The 13,683-nt window shown below is 60.0% G+C and carries 10 protein-coding genes and 1 pseudogene; 4 read left to right on the top strand and 7 right to left on the bottom strand.

Features of this window, described 5'->3' with window-relative positions:
• Positions 1-500 precede the first annotated feature (500 nt).
• The 5 genes from FJ319_12675 to FJ319_12655 all read right to left on the bottom strand — a co-directional run bounded on the left by FJ319_12675 (position 501) and on the right by FJ319_12655 (position 4,657).
• The gene (locus FJ319_12675) at positions 501-806 is read right to left on the bottom strand and encodes a hypothetical protein (protein ID MBM3935130.1); all 306 of its coding nucleotides are present in this window, start codon (positions 804-806) and stop codon (positions 501-503) included.
• Complete coding sequence (gene polA, locus FJ319_12670; protein ID MBM3935129.1) at positions 803-3,343, bottom strand: DNA polymerase I; 2,541 nt, start codon at positions 3,341-3,343, stop codon at positions 803-805. The genes FJ319_12675 and polA overlap by 4 nt, the downstream gene beginning before the upstream one ends.
• A 160-nt stretch (positions 3,344-3,503) precedes the next feature.
• On the bottom strand, positions 3,504-3,929 hold the full coding sequence (locus tag FJ319_12665; GenBank protein ID MBM3935128.1) for a type II toxin-antitoxin system VapC family toxin: 426 nt from the start codon (positions 3,927-3,929) through the stop codon (positions 3,504-3,506).
• Entirely contained in the window at positions 3,916-4,167 is a 252-nt protein-coding gene (locus tag FJ319_12660; GenBank protein MBM3935127.1) for a ribbon-helix-helix protein, CopG family, read from the bottom strand. The genes FJ319_12665 and FJ319_12660 overlap by 14 nt, the downstream gene beginning before the upstream one ends.
• Positions 4,168-4,423: 256 nt before the next feature.
• Positions 4,424-4,657 (bottom strand): hypothetical protein, encoded by a 234-nt coding sequence (locus FJ319_12655; protein ID MBM3935126.1) that lies wholly within the window; start codon positions 4,655-4,657, stop codon positions 4,424-4,426.
• On the opposite strand from FJ319_12655, the gene FJ319_12650 reads away from it, so the two are divergent.
• From FJ319_12650 to FJ319_12640, 3 genes are read left to right on the top strand one after another with little or no spacing between them, the layout of a single operon-like run.
• Positions 4,656-5,279 carry a hypothetical protein gene (locus FJ319_12650; GenBank protein ID MBM3935125.1) on the top strand — a complete coding sequence of 208 codons (624 nt, stop codon included), beginning with the start codon at positions 4,656-4,658 and terminating at the stop codon, positions 5,277-5,279. The two genes, FJ319_12655 and FJ319_12650, sit on opposite strands and share 2 nt — an antisense overlap.
• Before the next feature lie 33 nt (positions 5,280-5,312).
• Positions 5,313-7,871 (top strand): hypothetical protein, encoded by a 2,559-nt coding sequence (locus FJ319_12645; protein MBM3935124.1) that lies wholly within the window; start codon positions 5,313-5,315, stop codon positions 7,869-7,871.
• A 34-nt stretch (positions 7,872-7,905) separates the two neighbouring features.
• Positions 7,906-9,513 (top strand): LamG domain-containing protein, encoded by a 1,608-nt coding sequence (locus FJ319_12640; GenBank protein ID MBM3935123.1) that lies wholly within the window; start codon positions 7,906-7,908, stop codon positions 9,511-9,513.
• A gap of 59 nt (positions 9,514-9,572) precedes the next feature.
• Here the strand turns inward: FJ319_12640 and FJ319_12635 are convergent, their stop codons facing one another.
• Positions 9,573-10,538, bottom strand: a complete 966-nt coding sequence (locus tag FJ319_12635; GenBank protein MBM3935122.1) for a dihydrodipicolinate synthase family protein — start codon at positions 10,536-10,538, stop codon at positions 9,573-9,575.
• Positions 10,539-11,385: 847 nt separating this feature from the next.
• On the opposite strand from FJ319_12635, the pseudogene FJ319_12630 reads away from it, so the two are divergent.
• Positions 11,386-11,643: pseudogene (locus FJ319_12630) on the top strand (hypothetical protein).
• 665 nt (positions 11,644-12,308) lie between these two features.
• Here the strand turns inward: FJ319_12630 and FJ319_12625 are convergent.
• Complete coding sequence (locus FJ319_12625; GenBank protein ID MBM3935121.1) at positions 12,309-13,442, bottom strand: Gfo/Idh/MocA family oxidoreductase; 1,134 nt, start codon at positions 13,440-13,442, stop codon at positions 12,309-12,311.
• Positions 13,443-13,683 lie beyond the last annotated feature (241 nt).

The raw sequence follows: 13,683 nt of genomic DNA, 5'->3' as shown, positions 1-13,683 counted from the left end.
ACAGTGTGCTGTGCTTCCGATACCAGCGGACAGTGGCCGCGGATAACACGGTGAGCTTTGGTGGAGAGGACCTGCAGATCGAGCCTGACAGCGAGCGGAGCACATACGCCAGGGCGACCGTAGAGGTGCAGGAGCGGCTGGACGGGCGCATCGTGGTCATGCACAAGGGGCGTGAGCTGGCCAGCACGGTTGCTCCCCTGAGACCCGCAGTCCTGCGAGCAAGGCGAAGAAAAGCTCAGGCGGGCAAGCGTGGAGAGGGGCGTGCTGGAGACGGACCCGTCTCCAGCACGCCCCTCTCCACGCCCAAGGATCGAAAGCCGGCTCCAGATCACCCTTGGAGATCGAGACTGATTCAACCAAAACCAGTCGTACTGACAAAATCACTGAGCAGTAAGACTGACAAAGTCATTGAGCATTGACATGAAATGGGGATTAGGTGTTAGCTGTTGGGTGTTGGCCCGAACCGAAAACCCAATACCCAGCACCCAGGACTCTCGTCTTCACTCCATGTCTCCCCACGAGCGGCCCATCTTTACCTCTACCTTGAGGGGGACTGCCAGCTCCATGGAGGATGGCATGAGCTCAAGCAGGATGCCCTTCATCTCTTCCATCTCGTCGTTAGGGGCGTCGAAGATCAGCTCGTCGTGGACCTGGATGTTCATAAGCGACTTCAGATTGCGGTCGTCCAGGCGGCGCTGGATGTTCACCATCGCCAGCTTGATGATATCCGCAGCGGTGCCCTGAATGGGAGTGTTGATCGCCACGCGCTCCCCGGCGCCGCGGATGTGGAAATTGCGGTCGTTCATCTCCGGATGTACCGGCGGCGGCCCATCAGCGTCTCAACGTAGCCGGTCCTGCGCACCTGGTGCTTCATGCGGTCAATGTATTCGCGGATACCTGGGTACCGGCCGAAATAGGTGTCTATGAAGCGCTTGCCCTCGTCAGCGTTAATGCCCGTCTGCTGGCTGATGCCGAAAGGGCTGAGGCCGTAGATGACGCCGAAGTTCAGCACCTTGGCGATGCGCCGCATCTCGGCAGTGACCTGTTTGGGCTCCACGTTGAACATCATTGTGGCGGTGGCGTTGTGGATGTCTTGACCCGACTTGAACGCGGCGAGCAGCCCGGGGTCCTGCGAGAGGTGGGCCAGGACGCGCAGCTCAATCTGCGAGTAGTCCGCGCCCAGGAGGGTCCGGCCGGGCGCACGGGCGATGAAGGCCTTTCGCACGCGCCTGCCGAGCTCCGTGCGGATGGGGATGTTCTGGATGTTAGGCTCGTTGCTGGAGACACGGCCGGTGGCAGAGCCGGCCTGGTGGTAGCTGGTGTGGATGAGGCCGGTAGTCTTGTTCACCATCTCCGGCAGCGAGTCCACGTAAGTGGACTTGAGCTTGGTGACCTGCCGGTACTCCAGCACCAGGTCGAGCACCTTGTACGCCTTGGGGTCCACGTTCGCCGCGGCCGTGCCGGAATCGATCATCTGCTTCAGGCTCTCCAGCGCCTGCGCGTCCGTTGTGAAGCTGCCGGTCTTTGTCTTCTTCGTCTCCGGCAGCCGCAGCTCCTTGAAAAGGACGTCGCCAAGTTGCTGCGACGATGCGATGTTGAACGAGTGGCCGACCGTCTGGTAGATCTCGGTCTCGTATTCGCCGATCTGGGCGGCGAGCTCCTTCGCCATTTCGCCGAGCAGGGCCGAGTCGATGGCGACGCCGTTGACCTGCATCTTCACGAGCACGGGCACGAGCGGCATTTCCATCGTCTCCAGCGCCTTGCGCGCGCCCTTCTCCGCCACTTCCTTTTCCAGAAGCGGCTTGAGCTGGGCGGTCATGTCCGCGTCCGCCGCGGCGTAGTCGGCCGCCTTCTGGATTTCGACGTCCGCCATCGTGATCTGCTTGCGGCCCGTGCCTATGAGGGCGGCTATCTCCGTCATCTCCACGCCGAGCATTTCCAGCGCCAGCGCCTTGAGGCCGATTGCTTTGCGGCCCACCAGGTGCGCGCCGAGCATCGTGTCGAAGACGAGCCCGGCCACCCGCACGCCGTGGTTTTCAAGCACAGTCAGGTCGTAGTTGGCGTTGTGGGCGTACTTGGGCACGTGGTCGTTGGCGAGCACCGGCTTCAGCCGCTCCAGCGCCTCGCCCATGGGGATCTGCGTCCCGGCCTTGTGGCCCACGGGGACGTACCACCCTTCGTTCGACGTGTTGGCGAACGAGAGGCCAACGAGGCTCGCCTCCATCGCGCCCAGTGCGGTCGTCTCCGTGTCGAACGCGAAGCCGAGGGGGGAGTCCAGCTCTTTCATCATCGCGTCGAGCTTCTCCAGTGTGTCGACGATTGTGTACTTCGCCTGCCGCGGCGCGCGCTCGACGGCGGCGATCTGGCCGGAGGTGTCGGCCGTGTCGAACAGCGACGCCTGGCCTGTGGGCGCGGCGACGGGGGCGGGGTCGCCCTTCGGGTCGGGGATGCGTGGGACGACGGAGAAGAACTCCATCTCCGTCAGCAGCTCAACGATCTCCTTGCGGTCGTACTGCCAGAAGCGCACCTTCTCCCGGTCCAGCTCCACCGGCGCCTCGCGGACGATCGTGGTCAGCATTTTCCCGCGCTGGGCGCCCTCGCGGTTGTCGCGGAGGGACTGCTGCGCCTTTGGCGGCTTGACCTCGTCCAGGTGCGCGTAGATGCCCTCAATGGACTTGTAGTCCAGGAGCAGCTTCTGGGCGGTCTTGGGGCCGATGCCGGGGACGCCGGGGATGTTGTCGGACGTATCGCCGGTGAGCGCCTTGTAGTCGGCCACGGCTTCCGGGCCCAGGCCGCCATACCGCTCGCGCACCTTGTTCTCATCGAACATCACGCGCTCCTGCACGTTGCGGTTCATGAGCACCTTTACCCAGGGCGAAACGAGCTGCAGCGTATCGGAGTCGCCGGTGAGGATAATCGTCTCGATCTTCTGCTCCTCCGCCTGCCGCGAAAGGGTGCCGATGACGTCGTCCGCCTCGAAGCCCGCGATCTCGAAGACGGGCACCTTGAACGCCTGCATCAGCTTGCGGACGCGGGTGAACTGGGCGCGCAGTTCCGGAGGGGAGGGCGGCCGGTGCGCCTTGTACTCGGCGAACTGCGTATGGCGGAAGGTGGGCGCGGGGAGGTCGAAGGCGATGGCGGCGTGCGTGGGCCTGAGGTCCTTGAGGCTGGAGAGGAGGGAGTTGGTGAAGCCGTAGACCGCGCGCACGTCCTCACCCGTGGTGCGGATCGTCAGCGGCTGCTGGATGGCGTGCCAGGCGCGGTGGACCATCGCGTGGCCGTCGATGAGGATCAGCTTCGGCGTATCGCCGAAGAGCGCGTTCTTGCCGCCGGGCAGGGTCATAGGGAGGTCTCCGTAGCGCAGGCTTGGGGAGATTATACGGGGGTATGGGGCACGGGGTACAGGGTACGGTGGGAGAGGGGGAGATGGGTGAAGGGCAAAGGGCAAAGGGGTAAGGTGAAATCAGGGCAGATGGGGTACAGGGTGAAGGGTAAAGGGAAAGTCAGAAGGGGCGGCGCCAGCGGAGGCCGGTGAAGCGGGCGTAGTCGCCGTCCATCGTGACCCATTCGCAGCCGGACTCGATGGCGAGGGCGGCGAGGTAGGCGTCGGTGACCATAGGACCCTTTACGCTTGCTGTCCGGCAAAGCCGCGCAAATATATCCCAGTGCCTCGGTCCTGGCGCTACGACCATGCAGTTTGGGCTGGACCTTATCCCTTCAACGAATGTTAGCGCATGGTCTATCGACGTTGGGGGATGGAATATCTTCGGGCTTGTGACAACTCTCAGGAAACCGCCTAGCACTAGATCGGACATTCCGAAGGCCTCGTCACCATTGACGAGGCCTTCCAACCACTTCTTGAAAAGGCCGTGATCGACGGCGTCTTCGCGGAATGAGTAGACCAGTATGTTGACGTCAGGGCACTGCATGATCTTTGTCCGTTAGTTCCCACAATGCTTTGGAGTCGTTCAAGTCCACGCCGGGCATCACGCCACCACCCTTGTCCGTGGGTAGTGTGATCCACTCGCGCGTCGGCTTCGCCCGCCTCCGCGCGAGGGCCTCCCTGAGCGCGTCCTCTATGACGCTCGTCAAGGTCGTGCCGCTCTCGGCGGCGATCTTCTTCGCCTCGCGCAGCAGCTCGTCGTTTAACCGGATTGTAGTCCTCATGCATCAAAGCATACCGTGCATGCATCAGTATGTCAAAGCTGCGGCACCCTTGATCACGGTCACTTTTTTCGGTGGGCCGTCTACCCACCGAGGATGCCTCTACCACTGCTGTCGCACCTGATGAATCCATCCGGCGGCTTTTCCAGTAGTAATGGATGATGGCATATCTTCTAGTGGGGTATCGTCGCACGTACGTGAACTCGTTGACGATACGTATTGACAGAATGTAAACGGGGGGGCAAACTGTGAAGTCACATCACCAGTTGAATCGTGACGAATTCGACGGTCCGAAGGCTATGGAGCCATCAGCTTTGCGCAGATTGGCATTGGTAATCGTGCTGATAGGGACCATTGCCGGTTGCGGCGACGGACGCGATGCGACGGCGACTGCACTGCCGCCCACGCAGCCAGCGGCGACGGCCACGCTGCAGCCTACGTCCACGGCCGAGCCCACGGCAACGGCGGAGCCTACGGCAACGCCCGTGTCCATGCCCACCCCGACAGCGATCGCAATTGATGACTGTGCGAAAGAGACTCGCGGGACTTTGGATAAACGGTTAACGTACCTGCTGTTCATCCGGGATCGAAACAGTAGGTTCTTCAACACCTTGCCGTGGGTGAAGGCCGTTGGGCCAGGTTATATCCGTCACGGGGAAGAGCCAAGTACAGGCCTCGGAATTGTCGTAATATTCGACGAGTCTGCACCGGCTGCATATGGCGATTTGCGGCAGCGCGTCCCGAGTTCAATGAACAACTGCACTATTCAGGCAGAATGGGCCAACGCGGATGACATGTCGCCTCGAATCCTGAAGCCGAAGGAACTCGTACTTGATGAGTGTACAGATACGGTTAGTGGCGACCGGCAATCCAAAACTGAGCTCGTTACGAATGTGATGAGGCGTCACGAAGGCGAGCTCCTACAGTTGCCAGCCGTTGTGCAATTGAGTGTCAGCGCAATTCGAATAGACAGCGAGCAGACCGACGAGATAGGTATCGGTGTTCACATTAACTACTCGAGCACGCATTCCGAGGACACGGTAACCTCTCTGCCGGTACAAATTGAAGGATGTATGGTTGTCGTGAAAGCCTGGTCGGAGATGTTCCCAAGATGACACGAACACACGACCCTTTTGAGGAATCTGATAATGGAACTCCGCGAACTCACTAAAACACTAATTGACGTGCAGCGGTGCCACCTGCCCCAATTCCTAGCTGTACCAGGTGTTTCTGCGGTGGGCGTTGGATTTGTTAGGGTTGGCGGGAGGCGAACCCCTGAGGTCGGCATAATCGTCTATGTCGACAAAAAAGTGGCAACAAACGAAATAATGCCTGAACACCGAATTCCTCGATACATAGAGGGGTGGCGAGTAGATGTGAGGGAGAGTCGATCCGTGCCACGTGGGTCATTGGAAACAATCCATCGCCCTCAGATCCCTTGCGGCCTTCGCCTTAACACCTTAAAAGCGGCTATCGACAGCTCCAAGAATTTCACGGCCACGGGTAGTGCCTGGAAATGGAATACCTGGGAGAAGCGTTGGTATCTAGCGTCAGTTTTGCATGCATTCGCTATCGGCAGCAATCCCGGGTGGAATGACATCAACATAAATCAATCGGTGTATCAGCCAAGTGCTCCGGACGTCGTTGCCCTTCTTTCTGAATGGATCGATCAGACGCAGCCGTATCCGACGGGCGAACCAACTTTGTCTCGATATTTGCAGCCGGCACATGTTACCTCGGAAATCCACGACCAGGGATTTATTTCAGCTATTGGTGAACCTCAACTTAATGAGGATGTATATTTTCTCGGAGCATCCACAGGAACCGTTTCTGAGCAGAACGTTGAGGCAGTATCAATTACGGCGAATCTAACCTACTTTGGTCATATATATGATTCGTTCGAGCTGGTTCCTAAACCAGGTTTTGACGTGGCGAAACCCGGCGATTCTGGGGCTCCAGTCTTCAGAATTGACAATGGTCAGTTGATCTTGCTTGGGATGATTCTGACCAGCACCGATCCCGGAGCTCCTGATCCTGCCTCACGCTGTGGGAAGATTTCGCAAGTCGAGCGCCAGCTCGGCGTCAAGATTGTTACGAAGTATACCCATCTGCCGTCCGGCCCCTCAGTCGATGGTCTCAAGGCCCGGATTGACGCAGTCAAGGCGTGGGTGGACCGCCTTGTCCAGAACGCGGACCTCGCGAACCAGCGGGTAGTGAAGATGTACCCTGGTTTTCCACTGGCGCTCAAGAGGCCCAATGCACTTGGAGGAGAGATAGTACAGCACCTTGGCCACTACAGGGTTGTAAATGGCTGGGCAAGGGGAGGCGAGCCCTACGGCAGCGTCACCCCCATCGACAGGTTCTTCGACTACGGCAAGCAGGAGGCTGAGTTCTTTCAACCGGATGGGCGGGTCACTTATCGCTTTGAAATGGCCCGCGGGCAGATGCTGAACGGTGAATCCTCCTACGCCGTAAAGCTGCTCGGCAAGCCGAATCCCTTGGCTGGGCCGGTAGAGCTCTGGAGGGGCACGGACAAGCTCCATTCGGACATCAACGGCGTTGATCCCGGGACTGAGTTCTCAGTGACAAAGAGCGCGAACGAGGTGATACCTTCCGCGCGGTACTTCATTCGCACACAGAACCTGCCTGCCGCCAAACTCATCAAGGCATGGGACACTACCGTCGCCGCCGAGATCGACGCGTTCAGCAGCAGGTTCTGGAAGGACCTTGAGTACGACATCTATTCCCCCATCTTCGGTCTTGGCGCGTCCAAGGACCTGGAATACCTGTACTCCGACGCGATGTGGCAGGACGCCAACCACATCGCTTCGTACCCCTCATCCCTTTCATTGGACCAGACGAACGGCTGGTACGGGTATCCCCTTCGGACAGTCGAGACTGCGTCTGCGGCGAACAAATTCTACTGGCGTTTCCTCATGACAATGGACCCGCTATTCCTTGCTCCCTATGCCGTTCATACGCTAATCAAGCATGGAAACCCCGATTTCCCAATGCCCGGCATCGCTCTGGGGGCGGGTCTTCCCCAGTTCTTCAATGCCGCCGAGATAAATACTGAAACGCTTCTCTTGCGTGAAGCCTCCGAACTTCTCATGCCTGCCACTCCAAGGAAGGTCGCAAACTACATAAAGCGGTTCTTCTATGTAGACGGGCTGGGAGTTACCAGCAGCTTCCCGGTCAGTCCCTATGGACGCTTCGATCTGATCTTCTCCGGTTTTCCTGAGCGGACTCTGGGGGTAGCTTCAGCGGCGCGGACGAACCTCTTTTCCGTGCTCACAACCTTGCTTGGGCATAAGTACGGCATAGCTGAGTTCAAAACACTATCGGACGACCTGGTTGGGAAAGTGATGCTTGATTCCCAATGGGGCTCGGAACCCTTCAGAAATTACGAAGGCGCCGACCCAGCGCGAATCGGCGAACCGGTAGGTGCGGTGAAGAGGGTACAGTTCCAGGGCGCGCAGATGCACGCCTGGAGGAAGGTCAATCTTCCCTCAGTGTTCCAGCACACCGACGTCTTTGCGTTTCCTGGAAACAACAACACCGTCTTCGAACTCTCGGACATGTCTTTTGATGACGGCGATTATGCGATATCGACGGTCGAGTCCACCGTGTCCTTTGCCCAGGCCCTGCGCGTCTATCTCAAATACAAACATAACGTGAACTATCCCAACTCGACGAATCTACCTTAATTGCAACGATTCCGGCTTGAGGAGGAATACCGACATGACCATGGAGTACAACAAGATACACGCACTGGCCGGCGCACGAAAGAAGGTCATCCAGAAGTTCGGGAGCAACAACCTTCTCCATTTGTGGCCTATGTCGGACAACGGTATGCTGGTGCGCGATCTCATGCGGAGGAAGACGCTGGCGGCTTCCCAGGACGTTTCGCTCCAGTCTCCCGGCATGTTGGACTTCGGGATCAACGTCCGGATGGCCGGTTACGTGAGCGACCTTTCCAAGGACTACGGCAACCATGACGATGCCGGCGTGGACGCGACCCGCGTGGACTCGGACTACTATCTGGCTGTAACTGTCCCTTCAGGAAAATGGGAGAGCCTGAAATTCAGGAACCTTTCGACAAGCGCCGTTACTGACGGGGTCATCATCGCCCCTGCCGGGTTGGACCCTTCCTCGGTCGTTGCGAACGCCGTGTTCAAGCTAACTACGACAAAGGAGAGCGGCACGACGCCTCTGTCCATTCAGTACAACGGCATCGGGAACACCCAGAGCAAGCTGTATTCGGGTTACCGCACACGGTTTGGCCAGAGCTACCTGGTTTCCGGCGGCGGGTACATCCATCAGATCCGAGTCCGGATGCGGAAAGTCGGCTCTCCTACGGGCACTCTGTACGGGGAAGTCTATCAGAGCAACGGGTCTATCCTGACGACCGCGGACAATAACGTTACCGTGGCGAACATGTCCACCGACTGGGTGTATTACGACTTTTTCTGGGCTTCCCAGGTCTCTCTTGGAGCAACCACTTACCACTTCGTCGCGGAGTACGGCGGAGGCGACGCAAGCAACTACCTGGATATTTCTTTCGACAATGTTTCCAGCACTATCTCAGGGAACGCGACGTATTTCGACAGTTTCTTTAACGGCATCAACTACGACACCGTGATTAAACTGAGAAGCATAATCCCGCAGCACAAGGTGACATTTCCATTTCCACTGGAGGCGGCGAAGGACCAGTATTGGGCGTACTTCAAAGGAGTATCCCACTATTCTGGTGATTCCACCCGTGGGCTGCCTGGGAGGGAGTTCGTCTCGTCATCGTGGTTGGACCGCACTGTGTTCGCCGAGTTCCAGGGGACAGACGACGTTGCCACTCGGGCCTCTTTGGACGATTTCACCGTCGGAGTAGTGGTCAATGTCGACCATAGCCCGTGTGACGGGACCGTTTTTGCACTGGCTGATGGGTCAGAGGCCAAGGCCTCCGTTCGCGTGAAATCTGACAAGACGGTGGAGGGCAAGTTCAAGAACACGAGCGGCACAACCTATACAGTGACCGACCCGAGTCGCCTGCACAACGGCCACAATCTGATCACCCTGTCCTATGACCGGAACGTAGGGGTAAAACTTGGCGTTAACGGGACAATTGTTGCCACCACGACTCCGAGCGACCACGCACTCTTCAACACGAACCTCGCGATCGGCATCGGCACACTGATGAAGACGGATAGGACGAATACCGACAATCTCAAGAACGCCACAATCGACGACTTGTGGTTGGCGAAGAGCGTTCTGATCGACGACGACATTTGGCAGCTCTACGAGTCCTACATCACGGCCGCCCCTCTCATGCAGATCGAGGATGTTAGCCCGTAGCCGCCGGTCGCTCGTTTATATGAGCGCACAGGCCCCGCGTCGCGGGGCCTGTGATTGGCCTACCGTAGCGCCGCCTGCTTGGCTACCGGCCAGCCGAGCTTGACGAGGATTTCGCGCATCTCGCGCTTTTCGCTGTCCAGGAGCGGCAGGGAGGGCGGGCGCATGGGGCCGACGGGGTGGCCCATTATCTCCGCCATCGCCTTGGACATGCGTGCCTGGCCGCCGGAGCGCTGGTTCACCTTCGTGTAGAAGTCGCGGAAGGGCGCGTTGATCGTGTCGTGGTACTGCTGCGCCTCCTCGAACTTGCCGGCGTTGAGCAGCTCCACAATCTTGACCCCGGCGGGCGGGTACACGTCAGCGATCATGCTGACGAAGCCCTTGCCGCCGAGCTTGTAGCACAGGCCGGGCGTGCCGGCGTTGTCGATGATGTTCACCTTGTCGGCGATCTCGAAGATGTCCTCGTACTTGCCGCCCTCCTGCTTGCTCCACTTCACGGCGATGAAGTTCTCCATGTCCACCATCTTCTTCATCGTCGCCACGCTCGCCACGCCGTAGGTGTTCGTCCCGCGGCCCCACTTCACGTTGTAGAGCAGCATACCGATGTTGATCGCCCTGTTCACATCGTCGTAGAAGCGCAGGAGGTCGTCCTGGGTGGGGTCGTTGAACATCGGGGTCGTGAGCTGCAGGCCCATAACGCCCAGGTCCTGCGCGCGCTTGGCGTCCTCGATAGTGCGGACGGTGTCCTTGTGGAAGATGCCGGCCATGATCGCCGCCTGCCCCTTCGCCGTCTTGACGACGGTGTCTATGAGCTTCTCCCACTCCTTCTCGCGGAGCTGCGGCCCCTCGCCCAGGAAGGCAGCGACCTTGATGACGCCCTTGCCCTTCACGAGGCCGTTCTCCAGCCACCAGCGGGTCATGTCCGCCATGACACCGTAGTCCACGGCGAAGTTCTTGTTGGGGTTGAAAGGCGTGGGCACCGTGGCGACCGCACCGACTACCAGCTTCCTCATGTCCTCGCGATTCATCGTGTCTCCTTGAATCTCTTTTCTGTAAGAAGAATTTGTTATCCAGTGTACGCGTCCACGCGCTCCATGTCGAACCCCTCGGGGCGGACGTACTCCGTGTAGCGCATGTGTATCTCGACGCCGTTCAGGTGGCGCTTGAAGCCGGCCTTCTTGCTGTGCCGCTTCGATTCGATCTCGATGACGTTGTCGCCGTGCTTGACGTCGGACCGCTTCAGCTTGAAGCGGAACCAGTGCGCGGCCATTCCGGTCGGCGCGTCCAGCGGCATGCCCTTGCGCATCTGCACCGGTATGCCGAGCGCGCGCTCGTCCGAGATCTCTGCCTCCTCCTGTTCCAGGACGCGGCCGTTGAAGCGGAACTCGATATCGTCCTCGATGCAGTAGCTCGAAAAGCGCAGCGTCAGCACCGGTTGCCGCATCTCCTTGTCTCGGCGCGCGCTCTCGACGTCGTCCGCCACCGGCACGGTGACGCGCACGGTCTTGCCTTCTTCCATCTGCACGGGCAGGACGCGGTGCGGCGTAAGGTCGCCCTCGCGTGGCTGCAGGAGGTACCGTTTGCTCTTGCGGGCGAAGGCGTCCGGGTGGGCAAGCTCCCGCAACAGCCGGTGCTCTTCTGTCGCGAACGGCCAGGGCAGGTAGCCGAGCATCAGCCCGGAGAAGCCCTGCTCCACCAGGTTTGTGAGGAGCGCGCGGTACATCTCGATTGTCGGGCGCGGCGAGCGCTCGTCGTAGATGCGGCGCTCAGGGCGGTAATACGCCGCCGCGCCGGCCGCGTTGGCGGCGTCCGCCAGCCAGCGCGCGTCCACCGTAGGCTCCAGCAGCCTGTCGCGCTGCTCGCCGGTTATGAAGTCCACGCTGCCTTCGCGCAGCCACGCGCGCACGTCCAGACCGCCGGCGAGGTTCTCTCGCTCGGCGATGGAGACGTGGGCCGTTACGCCCACCTCGCGGCCCTGCTTCTTACCGACCTCAATCGCGAGTCGCTTCACATCCGCGACGAACCGGTTCACGGTCGGGATATTCTTCTCGACCTCGTCCTTCCGGAACATGGGACCGGCGAAGTATAGCTGGATACCGTCCGCGCCGTAGTCTTCCAGCACCTCGCGGATGACGGCGAGCTTCTCGTTGCGGACGATCTCGTTGGAGAAGTCGTAGTACCACTCGTTCGGCCCGGGCTCACGCAGGCAGACCTCCGCTCCATACTTGTACTTCAGCAGGCCGGCGCGCTCATCGCCGGGAGGAGCGGGGTCGTTCGTCTTGATGCTGGGATACACCTTGATGCCAAGCTCGCGTCCGCGCGCGACGCACTCACGGAGCTGGTCCGTCCCGTGCCTCTTGCCTTCTTCCACCATTCGCATGATGCGCCAGTCGATGAAGTGTTGCCACACCTCCTTCATCTGGCCCACGTGGCGCCCCACTTTGCTGTTGTGGAAATACACGTCACCGTAGCCCAGGCTCAGCGTGAGCAGGTCCGCGCCTGTGCCGGCAAGCTCGTCAACCGGCTGGCGCAGCTTGTGCACGCTCGCCGGCGGCTCAATGCGCTTGGCGTGGTAGTGGTGCGCGTCGTTGTAGTAGATTAGCCGTGGCCGGAACATGCGGGCCTCCGAGAACGCGAGTGCGATAGAGACAGGATCGGGGTCAAGGGAATCGAGGGAATGGAATTCCCCGCTTTGTGGCGAAGCGCCGGGCGTCCCCCTGCGGGGACGCGGCGACCGGACGCCCTTTTATCGTGCGAAATCCATTCCCTCGGACTTTCTGGATGCGTGAATGCCTTGCCTAGTCCCCCTTCGCCGTGCCGGAGGCGGCTCGGGCGATGACGGGCGCGTACCAGTCCTTGCCGTAGACCTCTTTCTTGTTGAGCATGCGGCCCTTTGCTGCGTTGAGCGTGAGGCTGCGGTCGGGCAGGGGAAGCTTCACGGCAGCGAAGCCGCGGCGGTGCGATTCCCTGAGCGCGATCGCGATCTCCAGCACGTCGCGCAGGTTCTCGCCGCTGCAGCGGAGCGGCTTGCCGTGCTCCATCGCGTCGATGAGCGACACCATACCGCCCTTCTGCCTGCGGCCGCTCGGCGTCAGCCAGCCGTCCGTCCCGCCGAACTCGTCGAAGAAGTGCGCGTCCTCAACATACTGGTTGCGCTTGGAACCGGTGCGGAAGAGGTGGCCGGAGTCCCAGGAGGACGTGTAGTAGCCCTTTTCGCAGAGGACCTCGATGCCGTCCTTGCCCACGTTCTTGTTGTGGATGAAGCCAGTGACGCCGTTGGAGAACTGCACAACGCCGCCCATGTTCTGGTCGTCGTCGCTCTTCGGGTCGCCCCCGCACCAGCCGGTCACCCAGTCGGTGGGCGCGTCGAACGCGAACCGGCGCAGGGCGCTGAGCCCCTGGCAGCCGCCGCCGGAGATCTCATCGGTGGCCTGGTAAAGGTTTATGCTCTGCACCCGGCCAAGCTCGCCGGACTTGATAAGCTCCAGCACCTTCCAGTGTTCGGGGATGTTGATGTAGGCATCTCCGCCGGCGAACACGATGTTGCGCTTTTTGCACTCGGCCACCATCGCGTCGGCGTCCGAGAGCTTCGCGGCGATGGGCTTCTCGCAGTAGATTGCCTTGACGCCGGCCTTCGCGCAGCCGATGACGACGCTCGGGTTTGGAGTCACCGGGAGGATCGGCGCGGCGATGTCGATCTTCTCCTTCGCCAGCATGTCCTGGTAGTTGGCGTACCCAGGAATCTTGAAGGTGTCTGCGAAGAGCTTGAGGTTCTCAGGGTCGGTATCGGCAACGGCCACCACCTGCGTGCGCGGGTGCCACTCGTAGCCGCGGGCGTGGCCATAGGCCTTCTTACCGCCGCCGATTATGCCGACGCGATACGGGTTCTTCTTCTCGGTCAAAGGATTCCTCCTGGCGAACTGTTGGGGGATATATTACACCACCGTCCATTGTCATTTCGGGCATATTTGCAGAAAATGTGTGATCAGCGTGGTACAAGGTAAAAGTACCAAGTGAAATACTGATAGCGATTGTTCGTGCTCAGTCCCCTGTGCTGACGGTATCGAGCTTTGAGCCTGGAGAAGTAGCCTTCAAGGCCATTGGTGGATGACGGTATGTTCGGGTCCCCCAGGTAGAAGAACATGTCAGGCAGAGCTCTAAACAACATGCTAC

It is taken from the genome of SAR202 cluster bacterium (genome assembly GCA_016872355.1).
Lineage (GTDB): Bacteria > Chloroflexota > Dehalococcoidia > Lucifugimonadales > VGZY01 > VGZY01.
This window is presented reverse-complemented; position numbering and strand designations above follow the sequence as displayed.